The sequence below is a fragment of the Rubrivirga aquatilis genome (genome assembly GCF_046845665.1).
GTDB lineage: Bacteria > Bacteroidota > Rhodothermia > Rhodothermales > Rubricoccaceae > Rubrivirga.
In genome coordinates, this window is record NZ_CP177355.1 from 2,653,430 (window position 1) to 2,667,756 (window position 14,327).

Here is a 14,327-nt window from a genome sequence, read left to right on the forward strand (position 1 = left end):
CCTCCCCCCGCTCCCTCCATGTCGACGCTGTCCCGCGTTACGTCATCGTTGACCCGCGTTCCGGCCGATACGCTCGCGTCGCGTCCCGTCGCTGGCCTCGACCCGTCCCGCCGCCGAGACACAGACGTGGCGGACACGGTTCTTGTGACCCTACGAGCCGCGGCCTGCGGGGCTGGCTTGGTCACTTCAGACACCATTGCGGCCGTCCCATCCTTCTCTCTCATACAGGTTGACTAGGTGACCCCCGACGGACGAGGCATCCTGGTTACTGGGGGGGCGGGCTTCATCGGCTCGGCCGTGGTGCGCGGTGCCCTCGATCGCTATCCCGCATCCCAGGTCGTGACGCTCGACGCGTTGACGTACGCGGGCTCGCGGGCGAACCTCGTGGGGCTCGGCGACCGGCACACGTTCGTGGAAGGCGACATCCGAGACGGCGCGCTTGTGCGCCGGGTGATGAGCGAGCACGAGGTCGCGCTCGTCGTTCACCTCGCTGCCGAATCGCACGTCGACCGCTCCATCGAGGGGCCCGCCGAGTTTGTCTCAACAAACGTGCTCGGGACGCAGGCCATGCTCGATGCGGCCAGAGAGGTGTGGGATGGCGCGAGCGGCGTCCGCTTCCACCACGTCTCGACCGACGAGGTCTACGGCGACCTCGGGCCCGACGACCCGGCGTTTTCCGAGACCACGCCGTACGCCCCTTCGTCCCCATATTCCGCTTCGAAGGCGGGGTCGGACCACCTCGTGCGAGCGTCCGCACGGACGTTCGGGCTGCCGGTGTCGATCACGAACTGCTCCAACAACTACGGGCCCCGGCAGTACCCTGAGAAGCTGATCCCCGTCGTGCTGGCGCGGGCGCTCGCGGGCGAGCCGATCCCGGTCTACGGCGACGGCGGCAACGTTCGAGACTGGCTCTACGTCGGCGACCACGCGGACGCGATCTGGGCCGTCGTGGAGCGGGGCTTGGACGGGGAGACCTACAACGTCGGCGGGAACGCGGAGGTCGACAACCTGACGCTGGTGCGGACCCTGTGCGTGCTGCTCGACGAGCGGCGCCCCGGCGGCGCCCCCCACGCTGACCTCATCACCTTCGTCACCGACCGCCCCGGCCACGACCGCCGCTACGCGGTCGACACGGCCAAGATCGAGGGGCTCGGCTGGCGTCCGAGCCAGTCGCTGGCGACCGGCTTGGCGGCGACCGTCGATTGGACCCTCGAACACCCCGACTGGCACACCGCATGAAAGGAATAGTCTTGGCCGGCGGGCACGGAACGCGATTGCACCCGGCGACTCTCGCCGTCAGCAAGCAGCTGCTGCCGGTCTATGACAAGCCCCTGATCTACTACCCACTGACCACGCTGATGCTGGCGGGCATCCGCGAGGTGCTGGTCATCTCGACGCCCGACGCTCTGCCCGTCTTCGAGCGGCTGCTGGGCGACGGCGGACGATGGGGGATGACGGTCGAGTACGCCGTCCAAGACGCGCCCCGGGGCCTCGCGGACGCCTTCCGCATCGGGCGCGACTTTGTCGGGGACGAGCCGGTGATGATGATCTTGGGCGACAACGTGTTTTACGGCGGTGGGCTTTCGGGCCACCTGCGCCGCGCGGCCGAGACGACGTCCGGCGCTCGCGTTTTCGCCTACCCCGTGGCCGACCCCGAGCGCTACGGCGTCGTGGAACTGGACGCTGGCGGGCGGCCCGTGTCGCTCGAAGAGAAGCCGTCGACCCCGAAGTCGAACCTGGCCGTGGCCGGCATCTATGCCTACGGGCCCGACGTGGTCGCCGTCGCCGACGGGCTCTCGCCGTCCGCGCGAGGCGAGTTGGAGATCACCGATGTCAATCGTCACTACCTCGACGCCGGGACGCTGGAAGTCGAGGTGATGGGACGTGGGATCGCGTGGCTCGACGCCGGGACGCACGAATCCCTCCTCGACGCGAGCGCGTTCGTCCACTCCGTGCAGGCGCGGCAGGGGCTGATGGTGGCCTGCCCCGAGGAGGTCGCCTACCGGATGGGCTTCATCGACCGCCAGCAACTGGCGGCCCTGGGCGACGCGCTCGCCGCCAACGCCTACGGGCAGTACCTCCAGTCGCTCGCCGCGGCCGACGCATGACTCTGCAAGACACGCTCCTCCATCGCGTCCGAGACCGGGAGGCCGTCGTCGCCGTCGTCGGGCTCGGCTACGTCGGGCTGCCGCTCGCGGTCGCCTTTGCCGAAGCCGGCTTCCCTGTGATCGGCCTCGACATCGACGCCGAGCGCGTGGCGGCGCTGGCGGCCGGGGAGTCCCACGTCGAGGACGTGTCGGACGAGGTGCTGTGTGCGGCCCTTGCCGCCGGCATGCGCATCACGGCTGACGAGGGCCTGCTGGCTGAGGCCGACGCGATCTCGATCTGCGTGCCGACGCCGCTTCGCAAGACGCGTGATCCCGACCTGTCCCACGTGCTGGCGGCCTCAGAAGCCGTCGCCGCCCAGATGCGTCCGGGGCAACTCGTGGTGCTGGAGAGCACGACGTACCCCGGCACGACGCGCGACGTGCTTGTGCCGCTCGTCGAGGCGCGCGGCCTGACCGTCGGCGTCGACGCCTTCGTCGTCTTCTCGCCCGAGCGCGTGGACCCGGGCCGGACCGACTGGACGACGCGCACGACGCCCAAGGTCATGGGCGGCGTGACCCCGGCGTGCCTCATGGTCGCCCAGGCGCTCTACGAGGCGGCCGTCGACACCGTCGTGCCGGTGAGCAGTCCGGAGGCCGCCGAGCTGACCAAGATCTACGAGAACACGTTTCGGGCGGTCAACATCGGGCTGGCGAACGAGCTGATGCTGATGTGCGACCGCCTCGACCTCGACGTGTGGGAGATCGTCGCGGCGGCGGGCACCAAGCCGTTCGGGTTCATGGCGTTCACGCCCGGCCCTGGCCTGGGCGGCCACTGTCTGCCCGTCGACCCGCACTACCTGTCGTGGAAGTTGCGGGGGCTCGACTACACGGCGCGATTTATCGAGCTGGCCAGCGAGGTCAACACGATGATGCCCCGCTACTGGGTGCGCAAGGTTCAAGACGCGCTCAACAACGTCGGAAAGGCGGCGAAAGGTGCTCGCGTGCTCGTGCTCGGCGTGGCCTACAAGCCGGACGTGTCGGACCTGCGCGAGTCGCCCGCGCTCGACGTCATCCGCCTGCTGGAGAGCTTAGGCGCGGAGGTCAGCTTCCACGACCCGCACGTCGCCCACCTGCGGCAAGAGGACCGGACGTACACCTCGGTCCCAGACCTTGACGCGGCGCTGGCCTCGTCTGACGCGGCGATTCTGGTGACCGACCACTCGGCCTACGACGTGGCCCGACTGGCGTCGCAGGTCGGTGTGTTCGTCAACTCTCGCGGGCCGACGCCCACCGTGTAACCCGAGCGGCAGCGGCTAGCGGGCAGAGGCGCCCACGCATGTCGCCGTCTCTTCGCCTAGCCCTCCGACGAGTCCGGCACGCTCGCGGCGGTCTCCCGAGCAGCGTCCGGCTCGTCCGCCTCCATCAGCAGGTCGAAGAGGTGTGCCAGCGTGTCGCGCAGAGTCTTGCGCTGGACGATTTTGTCGATGAACCCGTGCTCCAGCAAGAACTCGGCGCGCTGGAAACCCTTGGGGAGGTCCCGGCCAATCGTCTCGCGGATGACGCGTGGCCCGGCGAATCCGATCAGCGCCTTGGGCTCGGCGAGGTTGATGTCGCCCAGCATCGCGAACGAAGCGGTGACGCCGCCCGTCGTCGGGTGCGTCATCAACGAGATGAACGGGAGGTTGCGCTCCGCCAACACGGCGAGGTTGGCGCTCGTCTTGGCCATCTGCATCAGCGACAGCGCGCCCTCCATCATCCGGGCCCCGCCCGACTGGCTGATGACGACGCACGCGCGCCCCTCGTTGGCCGCACGGCGGATGGCACGGGCCACGATCTCTCCGACGACCGAGCCCATCGAGCCGCCGATGTAGGTGAAGTCCATCGCGGCGATGGAGACGGGGTGGCCGCCGACGCGCCCCGTGCCGCTTACCGCGCCGTCGTTGAGGCCCGTCTTGCGATCCGCCGCCACGATCCGTTCGGGATAGGGCTTGCGGTCGACAAAGTCGAGGGCATCGACAGAGTGGAGGTTCGCGTCGTGGCGCTCGTACGTGCCCTCATCGAAGAGCAGGCCGAGGTAGCCGAGCCCGGACATCGGGTAGTGGTGGCCGCAGTTCGGGCACACCAGCAGGTTCTCCTCCAACTCGCGCTGGCTCGTAATCGTGTCACACTCGGGGCACTTGAGCCAGTAGCCCTCGGGGGTCTCGTTCTGGTCGCTCCGGTTCGTCTTGATGCCAGCAGAATCTCGCTTAAACCAGGCCATAGGGGAGACGGCGGACCGTCACAGGTTCGGGGACTCGAAGATACCCCGGGGCCGTGACGCCGCGACGGGCTTGAGGTAGGCGGGAACGAGCGACCCCAGGTCGTCGGCCCCGCGCTCGTCGACGAGCCGACGCGCGAGCCGGCCGACGGCGACGGCGGACGGCACAAGCCGGACGCGGAGGACCTCGCCCCGAACGCCCTCGAGCCGGTCCGCCCCAGGGCCTCCGATGCCGGCCAACTCGGGGGGGAGCCAGGCGTCGGCCTCGGCGACCGCGAGCGCGGTCGGGGGCCGCACCTCGGTGTCCGCGTCGTAGACCGCCGCGTAGACCTCGCCTCGGCGCGACGGAAGCACCGCCGCGAGCGGCCCCGCCGCTCCCTCCGCGAGCGCCCGCAACGTCGGCACGCCGACGATGTCGGCCCCGCAGGCTACCGCCAGGCCCTTCGCTACGCCCAGCCCGATCCGAAGGCCGGTGTAGGAGCCCGGCCCGATGGAGATGCCGATGACGTCGATTTCTGACGCGGCCCGTCCGGCGTGCGCGAGCGCCTCGGCAATGAGCGGCGCCAGCCGGCGACCGTGGGAACGGGGCACCGCGATGGACGCCTGGACCACGGCCGTGTCCCCATCGAGCAAGGCGATCGCGCAGGCGTCGCTGGCGGTTTCGATGGCGAGGATTAACATGGCGCGGAAGCGGGGGGCGGGTCAACGGCGGGGGGGGCGTGGGGTTCAGACGCCACGCCGATTGCCGATCCTAAGGAGGATGCCCGACACCCTCCTGGCGGCGCCACCGCCGCCCATTGCCCCGCAGGTCGTGACCGCCGAGCACGATCTGGCCACCGCCGTGGCGTTTCGGATCGGCCGGCCCGTCGACGCGTGGTCCGTGGTGGCTGCGCTGGAGAGCGAGGGCTGGCGCGACGTGGACGCCGCGACGTTTGGTCGGGACGATCTGTTTGCCCTGGGCGAGGCCATCTACCCGGCCTGCGTCAGCGAAGCCGCGTCCGCTCGGGGGGCGGTCTCAGCCGGGTCCGATCGGGAGACGTTCCCCGCGCTCGCCCGGCGATTCACGGGCAGCTACAGCCGCGGGCTTCTATACGCGCTCCCCGTCACCGGCCAGATCGCGGCGCTCGTCTGGCTCGGGTACTCGCTGTGGGCCTCCGTTCGGCTGACGGAGGGGGCGGCGACGATGATCGCCATGGGCACGATCGCCAGCTTTATCGCCACGGCGGGCTTTGTCCAGGCGCTCGCGCACGAGACCTCACGGCTGCTGGGGCACGAGCTCGGGGGGCAGGCCCGCCGCGTCGCCTTCCGCATCTCGGCCCTGGGGACGGTGTTCGTCGCGGTCTCTGGCGCCCTCGGGTTCGTACTGAACCTCATCGTCCCCTTCTATCCGGCGACGCTCGCCATCGTGGGCACACTGTATTACGTGTTGCTGGGATGGCTCTGGCTGGCGCTGGCGCTGCTCTACGTCGAGGAGAGGCTGTGGGCTGTTGGCCTCGCGACGACCCTGGGCATCTTCCCCGTCTGGGGCGCTGTCGCCGGTCTCGGCTGGAACATCCACCTCGCCCACGCCCTGGGCCTGGGTGTCTCGATCGCGGTCGCGCTCGCCATCGCGTACCGAACCCTGGGTTCAGGCGCCGACCGGGACGCAGGTGACGGGCCGCAGCCCCCCTTGCCCCGAGTCTCGACGGTCGTCCACACAACGCTGCCGTACGTGGCCTACGGCATCCTCTATTTCGCGGTCTTGTTCGCCGACCGCGTCGTCTCGTGGTCCGCCTCGGGGGACGACCCGCTCGCCTACCCCATCTGGTTTCGCACGGAGTACGAGCTCGGCATGGACTGGGCGCTGGCGGTCATCTTCGCGATGCTGGCGGCCGTCCCGTTCTCCGTGCGGCGGATGTCGGGGCAGATCCACGAGCTGGGCGACCTGTCAGACCCGTCGGACGCCGGGGTGCACATGGCTGCCCAGTACGCGCGCCACCTGTTTCTGCTCGTGCTGATCGGCGTCGGCGCCGTGGCGGCCGTGTGGGCGGGAGGGCTCTGGATGAGCACGCATGGGCCCGAGCTGCTCCACCCGATCTTCCGCTCGGGCGTCACGCGGTACGTCTTCCTGGTCGCGGCGGTCGGCTACTTCTGCTTCAGCATCGGGCTGATGAACGGGCTCATCTTCCTGGCCCAGGGGCAGACGGGCCGCGTGCTCGTCCCCCTTGCCTGGGCGCTGGCGGTCGACCTCGCGGTCGGGCTGGTGGCCACGCGCGGGTGGGGCTACGAGCACGCCGGGTGGGGCCTGCTGGTGGGCGCCGCGTTGTTCGCCGGGCTCACCACCACGCACGCCTTGCGCATGCTCCGGCGGGCCGACTACTTCGCCTACGCGGCCTACTGATGGACGGCGTTCCCTACGGTATCGAACTGCTGGTGGGCCTGCTCCGGGTGAGCGTGGTCGCCGTGCTCTCGTTCGTCGTGTTCACGCGCGTGGCCCTGCCCGGTCCCCCCAAGGCATCGTCGTGGGAAGGGCGTGGGTGGGGAGACGCTGTGCTGGGCGTGTCGGCGACTGTCGTGGCCGCCTCTGCGCTCGGCGTGCTCGGGTTGCTCGACACGATGTCGTTGGCGACGACGCTGGCGCTGGCGCTGGCCGGCGGCGCCGCGCTCCGGTTCCGCCGGGTCTGGCGCCGGACGCTCCTCCTCAGCTACGCCGACGGCTTGCGGTGGCTCGAGCGCCTCGTCCCGCCGGGGTCGGTGGTCCCCGGCGTCGACGACCCCCACCGCGAGCGGGTGTCGTTCCGCGCGCTCCTGGTCCCCGAGCGCCCGCCGCCGACAGCTCGGACCCAAGACCCGCAGCAGGAGACGGCGACCGCCTGGAAGGCGGCCGTCGGCGTCGTCGCCATCGTCGCCATCGGGGTGCGGCTCATCCCGGCGTTCGCCGAGCCGGCCCCGTTCACGCTCCGCTTCTACGCGAGCCTGGAAACCCTCAAAGGACTGATGGTCGGGGCGCCGACAGGGAGCGAGGGCGGCTGGGGGCTGCCCGCGCTCGCGCTCGCGCTCTCCGAGATGGCCCGCGTCGAGCCGTCTCTGGTGCTGCGGGGCGCGGGTGCGGTCGCGGCCGGGGCCGTGACGTACGGCGTCTGGAAAACGGTCCGCTTCTACTGGGGCGGCCCGGTCGGCGCGTTCGCGGGGGCGCTGTTCGTGGCGGTCGGTGGGCCTCTGCTGGCGGTTCCCATCGAGCGGCAGGCGGGCGCCGAACCGCTGTTGCTCGCGGCGGCGCTGGCGCTGCCGGTGTTCCCACACCTCGCAGCCTACGTCGGCGACGGCAACCGACGGGGCATCGCCGTCGGGCTGGCCGGGCTGATGGCCACCGGGCTCGTGTACCCGGCCGTCGGGGCGCTGCTGGCGGTGCTCGTCGGACTGCACGTGCTCGCGATCGTGGTCCAGGTCCGCTTGCGACGCGCGCTCGGCGGGCAGCGTCGCGGGAACTACCGAGACCGAGGGCTGGCCCGGCGGGCGGGCCTGATGCTCGGAGCCGGGGTCGCCTTCGCGGGCGCCTGGCGCGGCTATGTCGTGATGCTGGACACGCTCGGGCTGGAAGGCTCGGTGTTCTTTTTCGAGACCGCCACCGTCGCCGTCGCGCTGCCCTCGGCCCTGGCGGCCGTTCTGGGTGGGCTGTTGGTGATGGCGCCCATCGTGCCGGGCCGGTCGCCGTACGCGAAGGTGCTCCCGCGTCCCGGAGCGCTGGTCCGCAACGGGGCCCAGACGCTGGGGCTGCTCGCAGTCTGGCTCTCGACCGGAGGCGGCCTCGAGGGCCTCTCCGGCGGGGCCGCCGTGCTCCTGACCTGCTCGATGGCGATCGCCTCTGGGTTGCTGGTCAACGAGATCTACGTCCGGGCCATCGAGCCGTTGCGTACGGTGCTCTCGGGCGCTCGCCTCGCCCCGGTCTGGACGCCGTCGGCCGTCGCCCTCGCGGCCGCGCTCCTGGTGGTCACGACGGGGTGGGGCGTGCCGGTTCCGGGGGCGCCCGTCGAGCCGGCCGGGTTCGTGGAGGTGTTTCAGGACGTGGTCGACCACTCGATCCCCTATGCGTGGACCGTCATCTCCCACAACGGGACCGGGCTCCGCGCGCGACACCGGGGCCGGTTCATGGACTACGAGTACTTCCTGCAGAACTACGACGCTGACTTGTACTCCCACGTTGGCCGAGCAGCCATCCCGACACCCGATGTCTATTTCTTTCTCGAACGGGCGGGCGGCTCGTCGCTCGTCCGGGAGGAGCTCCGGCCGTCCGGCCGCCGCCACGCCGAGCGGCTTCGCGAGTGGGTCGACGTCTACGCCCGCCGCGACGACGTGCCGGCGTCCCTGACTGTCGTGTACCGCGACGAGGAAGTGGAGGTGCTGCGCATGAGCCGCCCGGCGGGCACCCTGCTCGAAATCGCCGAGGACGTGGTCATCCCGGGCGCCCCCGTCTCGCGGGGGCCCGCCGACGCGCTGTGACCGCCCTCCGTGCCCTGCTCGCGCTCGTCGGCATCACGGCCGTCGTGGTCTTCGGCACCCAAATGATGGGCGGCGAGGAACGGACCGGGCCCGCGGCCGTCGTCGATCGGCCCGTGCCCCCAACAGCTCCAGAGGTGCTCCTCATCGTCGACGGGTCGGATCCGTACGCGGGAACGGTGGCCGCGCACGTGCGGACGGCCCTGACCCGGACGCGCGTCCCGTTCGTGGAGCACGACCTCGCCTCCGAACGGCCGATCCCGTCCCTCGGGGCCATCCGCGCCGTGCTGACGGTGGCTGAGCGCTTGCGCCAGCTGTCGGCGGCCGACGTACGACGGCTGCACGTTCACGTGGAGGCCGGGGGGGGACTTGCCGCGCTGTACCGAGCCTTCGACCCGCGCCTGTCCGATCTCCTGGGGGTGGAGCGGACCGGCCCGCCCAGCTTCTCGACAGAGCCCGAGCCCGTCACCTTCACCGACGCCTTGATGCCCGGAGGGGGGGACCTCACGCTCCAGCCGATCGGCCTGTCCGCGATGGCGGTGCGCGCGGCCCCGGACTGCTCAGTCTTCGCCGAGCGCCGAGCGGGCCGCCCGTTGGCGTGGACGTGCGCTCGGGGCGCAGGCCGCGTCGTGTACTGGAACACCGTCGCGCTCGGCGCCAAGGCGTTTCGCGGCCACCTGCTCCAGTCGCTGGCGCTCGTCCACCCCGAGCAGGTCCGCCCGATGGCGGGCTGGGCCACGATGTACCTCGATGACTTCCCAGCGCCCGCCTCCAACGCTCCCGTCGAGCCGATCTGGAGTCTGCACCGTGAGTCGCCAGCCACGTTCTACGCGGAGCGGTGGTACCCCGACATGGTCTCGATCTCCGAGCGGCACGGCATCCCGTTTACGAGCACGGTCATCTACTCGTACAACGGCCGTACGGCCCCGCCCTTCGACCTCGGCGAGTGGCTGACCGGCCGCGTCCCGCGTGCCGGTGGGCTCGTTCCATACGCACCCTACATCACGGCGCAAGCCGCTGGGCGGTCGGAGCTGGCGCTCCACGGCTACAACCACGAGCCCCTCCGGCTCGACGTGTGGGGCGCTCAGGCGCCGATGATCGGGGCCCTTCAGGTCGCTCGCCGACGGTGGGAGTCCGAAGGCGCCGCGCCGTTGCCGACCACCTACGTTCCGCCCATGAACCGGATCGACTCCGTCGGCGTGGCGGCGCTTCGGATGGCCTTCCCCGAGATCCGTACGATTGCGGGGCTGTACTTCGGGCCGCCGGGGCTGGGGCAAGACCGCGAGTTCGGGCCCGAGCCGTGGGCCCCGGAGCTGTACGCGATCCCCCGCAACACGGCCGGCTACGTGATGGGCGACGAGGCCCGCCTGCGGACCCTGACGCTGATGACTTCGCTCGGCGTCTGGTCCCACTTTGTCCATCCCGACGACGTGTACCCCAACGCCGACCGCGCCATTTCGTACCGGGAGATGGGCCTCCACGACCCGGCGACCCAGGGGTGGGAGGGGGGCGATGGCCTTCGTGCCTCCTTTGAACGGTGGATCCTCTTCGTCCGACAACGCTTCCCATGGGTCCGCTTCGTGACGGCCCGCGAGGCGGCTGAGCGTATGCGTGGCTTTGACCGACTTTCGCTTGCGGTGACGTCGCGCGAGGCCGCTGGCGGGCGCGTCCTGGCGGTCCGGCTCAGCCAGCCGCGCCAGGTGTTCCTGACATGGGCCCGGCCCGGCGAGTCGCTGGCCGGCATCGAGGGCGGCACCGTCGTTGACCTGTGGAAAGGGCCCCTCTTCACCCAGTACACCGTGCGCGCGTCGGGCTCCGACGTGTCGCTCCGGTTCCGAGACCTTCCGCTCCCATGACGTTCCGTGCCGCCGGCCTTGCCCTCGTCCTCGCCGTCTCGGCCGCGCCATCGGCCCAGGAGCGCCCCTCGCTCGACGCCCTCGTGACCCGCGTCGAGGAGGCGCCCCAGGATGCCCAGGCCCGCCGCCAGCTCGCGGCGCGGTACACCGAGGCCGGCCGCCCGGAGGCCGCTGTGACGCACCTGGTGTGGCTCGCTGACGCCCAGCCCAGGGACGCCGAGGTGCTCCGCCAGCTCGCCCAACACCTGTTGTGGACCGACGAGCCGTCGCGGGCGGCCGACGTCTTGAGCCGACTCGTGGAGGTCGACCCGGACGACGACGAGGCCCGAGTCCGGCTCGCGGAGCTGATCGTGTGGGAAGGCCAGGCTCGCCGCGCCGCCGACCTGCTGGCGCCGATCGCTGCCGAGCGGCCGGACGATCCGCGCATCCAGCGCGCGTACGCGTTCGCGCTTCTGGCTGCCGACGATGCGGGCGCTCGCGAGCAGCTGGATGCCGCCGTGCAGCTACTCCCCCACGACCCCGAGCTGTTGCTGGAATCCGGGGCCGTGGAGCGCTGGCAGGGCGACTGGGCCCTCGGCAGGAAGCGGCTGGAACGGGCGCGCTCGGCAGGACTCTCCCCGCAAGGCGACGCGCGAGCGGCCGCGCTGCTCTCTGGCATCTCGTCGCTCGTCGACCCCACCCTGACCACGCGGGTGGCCCTCACCGACGATTCAAACGGCGTGGGCCGCCTCGACGCGCCGGTCCGACTCGACGTGCTCCTCTCGCCGACCCTGCAGGTGGGTGTGGAGGCGAACGGGGACCGGATCACGACCATCGGTGGGGGGGAGGCCGCGGGCACCGTCGGGGCCGCGCCGTTCGTGGCGTGGATGCCCTCGTCGACGGTGCGCCTCGAACTCGGCGCTGGGCTCGAATCTTCGGACGGGTCGGTCGGCCCTGTCGTCCGAGCGCGCGCCCAGAAGTCGTGGACTGGGGCCCGATTCGCGCTCGTTCGCGCGACGCTCGACAGCCGGGCGGCGACAGACGCCGCGTCTGCACTCGCAGGCGGCGTGCGACGGACGACGGCCCAGTTCGAGGGGTACGCCGAGCCCGTCCGGTCGCTCACCCTCTTTGGAGACGCGGCGGCCCATCGATACTCGGACTCCAACCTCCGCGTCCACGCCGCCGCGACGGCTCGCTGGCTGCCCATCCGGGTCGGCCAGACCGGGCCGAGGCCCGGGGTCGCCCTCGGCCCCGCCGCGACCCTGATGTACGACGACACCCAGACCGTGTACCCGACCTCGCAGCCCTACTACACGCCCGCAGAGCTATGGACCGGGTCGCTCGGTCTCGCGGCCACGGCCGCGCCGACCACGAGGGTCCGGTTCGAAGGCGCCCTCGGGTTGGCCCGTCAGTCTGGGTCTTTCGCCGCGACGAGTCTGGAGTTTGGCGGCGCCATTGATATAGATCTCGGCCGCCATGCGGTCCGTGTCGAGGCCCGTCGCTCGGGGTCGTCCGCGTATGCGGCCGACGTGGTGGCCCTTTCCGCCCGCATCCGGTTGCCGTGAGCCTATCCTCCACGCGCCTTCTGGCCGCCCTCGTCGTCGTCCTGTCCGCCTGCGGCACGCCACCGCCCAAGGCCCCTGTGGAGGTTTCTCGCGAGTCCCGCCGGGCCGCGCTGCACGTGGCCGGCTCCTTCGCGGCGATTCTTTCGGAGCGCGCCGAACTCGACGACCTCGCGGACTTTGACGTGGTCATCCTCGACCCCGACGCCTACGAGTCGGAGGACCTGTCCGCCCTCCGGGGCGCAGGCGTCGTGACGCTCGGGTACGTCAACATTGGCGAAATCGAGGACTGGCGCTCCCACGCGCAGAGTGTCGATCCGGCGTGGGTGTTGGGGGAAAACCCCGCTTGGCCCGGCCACCAGTTCGTCGACGCTCGCCAGCCTGGCTGGCGTCGACTCGTCGTCGAGGTCGTCGCGCAGAACGTGATCGCCAAAGAGTTCGACGGCCTGTTCCTGGACATGGCCGATGTCGCCGCGCCGGCGCTCTTCCCCGAGACGGCCGACGGCGTCGTGTCTCTCGTTGAGGCGCTCCGTGAGGTCTATCCGACACACGCACTCGTGATGAACCGGGGCCTGTTTCTCCTGGACCGTCTGGAGCCCACGCTCGACGGCCTGCTGGTGGAGGGCGTCTGGGCCCGCCTCGACCCCGACGGCGCGTACGTTCGCACCTCCGCCGACGACACCGACGTGCTGGTCACCGCCCTCCGCAGGATGCGTGAGGCCGGGGGCGGCGCCTTCGCCGTCGACTACGCAGACACCGATCGACTCCGAGCCCATGCCCTCGACGCTGCCCGCCGCGCCCGGCTTCCCGTCTACGTCGGCCGACGAGCGTTGGGTGGACCCGAGCCCCTCGCCCGCACCGGCTGGTAGCGCCGACGTTGCGATCGTCCTCGAAGGCACCTACCCGTATGCGGTCGGCGGCGTGTCGACTTGGGTGGACGGCTTGATTCGCAATCTCCCCGAGGTCACCTTTGGGGTGTGCCATCTATATGCGGGGCAGCGCCCCACCCGTCCGCAGTTCGGGCGGCCCCGCAACGTGGCGTGGCACCTCGATCTCCAACTGCCGGGGGCGTTGGACGCCATCGACCCCGAAGCGCTGGCGTCGCGGCTCCCCCCGTGTCGCGTCGTTCACGCCCTGTCGACGGGCTTCGCCGGGCTGGTCGGGGTCGCGCTGAAGCGCCTGCAGGGGAGTCCGCTCGTTGTGACGGAGCACGGGGTCTACTGGCACGAAATCGAACAGGGCGCGCCGGAGCTGGAGACTGGCTTGCGCGTGCTGGGGGAGGATGTGTCGGGGGGCAACCCCTGCGCCAGCCGTGCAGGCTGGGTGGAGTGGTTCAAGATGGCTGCGCGTCAGGCGTTTGCGGGCGCGGACGTCGTGACGACGGTGACCGCCGCAAACCTTCCCCTCCAGGCGGCTGTCGGGTTCGAACAGGCTGTCGTCATCCCGAATGGCGTCGCGCCACCCGACGCGATCGGGCCTCTCGACCCCTACCAACTCGCGACGCTGCACGAGTCGGCGCGGCTCGACGCCTCGTTCCGGGTGGTGTACCTCGGGCGCGTCACACCGCTGAAGGATGTGCACACGGTCATCCGGGCCTTCGCGCGGCTCCTGACGTCCGTGCCCGGAGCCCGGCTGCACCTTGTCGGGCCGACGGACGACGCTGACTACGCCGCCAGTTGCCAGGCCCTCGCGGATCGGTTGGGCGTGGCCGCCTGCGTCCACCTCACGGGCACCCAGGCGTCCGCCCTCTGGCTCCGGCACGCCGACGTTGTCGTGCTGGCGTCGCGCAGTGAAGCCGAGCCGCTGGCACTGCTGGAGGCGATGGGGCACGGCGTCCCGACCGTCGCCCCGGACGTCGGCGGGATTCGAGGGCTGATTGGAGGGCCCGATCCGGCAGGGATCGTGATGGCCCTGTCCGCCCGCGCGTCCCCGGGAGCCTTCGAGAAGCTGCTGGCGGAGGCGCTCGGCCGCCTCGCGGAAGACCCCGGCCTACGCGAGAGACTCGGCGCCGCCGGACGCCGCCGGGTCGCCGGGCGGACCGACGCGGAGGTCGCCGACCGGTATCGAGACCTGTACGTCTCGCTCGTCGCGCGGGACACCTGACATACGG

At 71.2% G+C, this 14,327-nt stretch carries 11 protein-coding genes; 9 read left to right on the forward strand and 2 right to left on the reverse strand.

Annotated elements, in window-relative coordinates:
• The first annotated feature begins 237 nt into the window (after positions 1-237).
• The 3 genes from rfbB to ACLII4_RS11585 are packed head-to-tail and all read left to right on the forward strand — an operon-like array spanning position 238 to position 3,385.
• Positions 238-1,239: a dTDP-glucose 4,6-dehydratase gene (gene rfbB, locus ACLII4_RS11575; RefSeq protein WP_412067556.1), complete on the forward strand. Its 1,002-nt coding sequence runs from the start codon at positions 238-240 to the stop codon at positions 1,237-1,239.
• Complete coding sequence (rfbA, locus tag ACLII4_RS11580; RefSeq protein ID WP_412067557.1) at positions 1,236-2,108, forward strand: glucose-1-phosphate thymidylyltransferase RfbA; 873 nt, start codon at positions 1,236-1,238, stop codon at positions 2,106-2,108. Before rfbB ends, rfbA begins: the two co-directional genes overlap by 4 nt.
• On the forward strand, positions 2,105-3,385 hold the full coding sequence (locus ACLII4_RS11585; protein ID WP_412067558.1) for a nucleotide sugar dehydrogenase: 1,281 nt from the start codon (positions 2,105-2,107) through the stop codon (positions 3,383-3,385). The genes rfbA and ACLII4_RS11585 overlap by 4 nt, the downstream gene beginning before the upstream one ends.
• Before the next feature lie 56 nt (positions 3,386-3,441).
• On the opposite strand, the gene accD is transcribed toward ACLII4_RS11585, so the two are convergent.
• Both accD and tsaB read right to left on the reverse strand, forming a co-directional pair.
• Positions 3,442-4,347, reverse strand: a complete 906-nt coding sequence (accD, locus tag ACLII4_RS11590) for an acetyl-CoA carboxylase, carboxyltransferase subunit beta (protein WP_412067559.1) — start codon at positions 4,345-4,347, stop codon at positions 3,442-3,444.
• Between the two features lie 18 nt (positions 4,348-4,365).
• Positions 4,366-5,025, reverse strand: coding sequence for a tRNA (adenosine(37)-N6)-threonylcarbamoyltransferase complex dimerization subunit type 1 TsaB (gene tsaB / locus ACLII4_RS11595; protein WP_412067560.1), 660 nt, complete (start codon positions 5,023-5,025; stop codon positions 4,366-4,368).
• A 79-nt stretch (positions 5,026-5,104) separates the two neighbouring features.
• Here tsaB and ACLII4_RS11600 point away from each other — a divergent pair, with 79 nt between their 5' ends.
• The 6 genes from ACLII4_RS11600 to pelF are packed head-to-tail and all read left to right on the forward strand — an operon-like array spanning position 5,105 to position 14,320.
• The gene (locus ACLII4_RS11600) at positions 5,105-6,724 is read left to right on the forward strand and encodes a hypothetical protein (RefSeq protein ID WP_412067561.1); all 1,620 of its coding nucleotides are present in this window, start codon (positions 5,105-5,107) and stop codon (positions 6,722-6,724) included.
• On the forward strand, positions 6,724-8,823 hold the full coding sequence (locus ACLII4_RS11605; RefSeq protein WP_412067562.1) for a hypothetical protein: 2,100 nt from the start codon (positions 6,724-6,726) through the stop codon (positions 8,821-8,823). The genes ACLII4_RS11600 and ACLII4_RS11605 overlap by 1 nt, the downstream gene beginning before the upstream one ends.
• Positions 8,820-10,676 carry a DUF2194 domain-containing protein gene (locus ACLII4_RS11610; RefSeq protein WP_412067563.1) on the forward strand — a complete coding sequence of 619 codons (1,857 nt, stop codon included), beginning with the start codon at positions 8,820-8,822 and terminating at the stop codon, positions 10,674-10,676. The genes ACLII4_RS11605 and ACLII4_RS11610 overlap by 4 nt, the downstream gene beginning before the upstream one ends.
• The gene (locus ACLII4_RS11615; protein WP_412067564.1) at positions 10,673-12,220 is read left to right on the forward strand and encodes a tetratricopeptide repeat protein; all 1,548 of its coding nucleotides are present in this window, start codon (positions 10,673-10,675) and stop codon (positions 12,218-12,220) included. Before ACLII4_RS11610 ends, ACLII4_RS11615 begins: the two co-directional genes overlap by 4 nt.
• A complete protein-coding gene (locus tag ACLII4_RS11620; protein ID WP_412067565.1) occupies positions 12,217-13,086 on the forward strand; it encodes an endo alpha-1,4 polygalactosaminidase in 870 nt (289 codons plus the stop codon). Before ACLII4_RS11615 ends, ACLII4_RS11620 begins: the two co-directional genes overlap by 4 nt.
• Positions 12,992-14,320, forward strand: a complete 1,329-nt coding sequence (pelF, locus tag ACLII4_RS11625; protein WP_412067566.1) for a GT4 family glycosyltransferase PelF — start codon at positions 12,992-12,994, stop codon at positions 14,318-14,320. Before ACLII4_RS11620 ends, pelF begins: the two co-directional genes overlap by 95 nt.
• The last annotated feature ends 7 nt before the right edge of the window (positions 14,321-14,327 follow it).

Excerpts from the sequence above, each read along its gene's own strand:
- rfbA (WP_412067557.1), top strand. The coding sequence starts at position 1,236 with ATGAAAGGAATAGTCTTGGCCGGCGGGCACGGAACGCGATTGCACCCG.
- ACLII4_RS11585 (WP_412067558.1), top strand. The coding sequence starts at position 2,105 with ATGACTCTGCAAGACACGCTCCTCCATCGCGTCCGAGACCGGGAGGCC.
- accD (WP_412067559.1), bottom strand. The coding sequence starts at position 4,347 with ATGGCCTGGTTTAAGCGAGATTCTGCTGGCATCAAGACGAACCGGAGC.
- tsaB (WP_412067560.1), bottom strand. The coding sequence starts at position 5,025 with ATGTTAATCCTCGCCATCGAAACCGCCAGCGACGCCTGCGCGATCGCC.
- ACLII4_RS11600 (WP_412067561.1), top strand. The coding sequence starts at position 5,105 with ATGCCCGACACCCTCCTGGCGGCGCCACCGCCGCCCATTGCCCCGCAG.
- ACLII4_RS11605 (WP_412067562.1), top strand. The coding sequence starts at position 6,724 with ATGGACGGCGTTCCCTACGGTATCGAACTGCTGGTGGGCCTGCTCCGG.
- ACLII4_RS11615 (WP_412067564.1), top strand. The coding sequence starts at position 10,673 with ATGACGTTCCGTGCCGCCGGCCTTGCCCTCGTCCTCGCCGTCTCGGCC.
- pelF (WP_412067566.1), top strand. The coding sequence starts at position 12,992 with ATGCCCTCGACGCTGCCCGCCGCGCCCGGCTTCCCGTCTACGTCGGCC.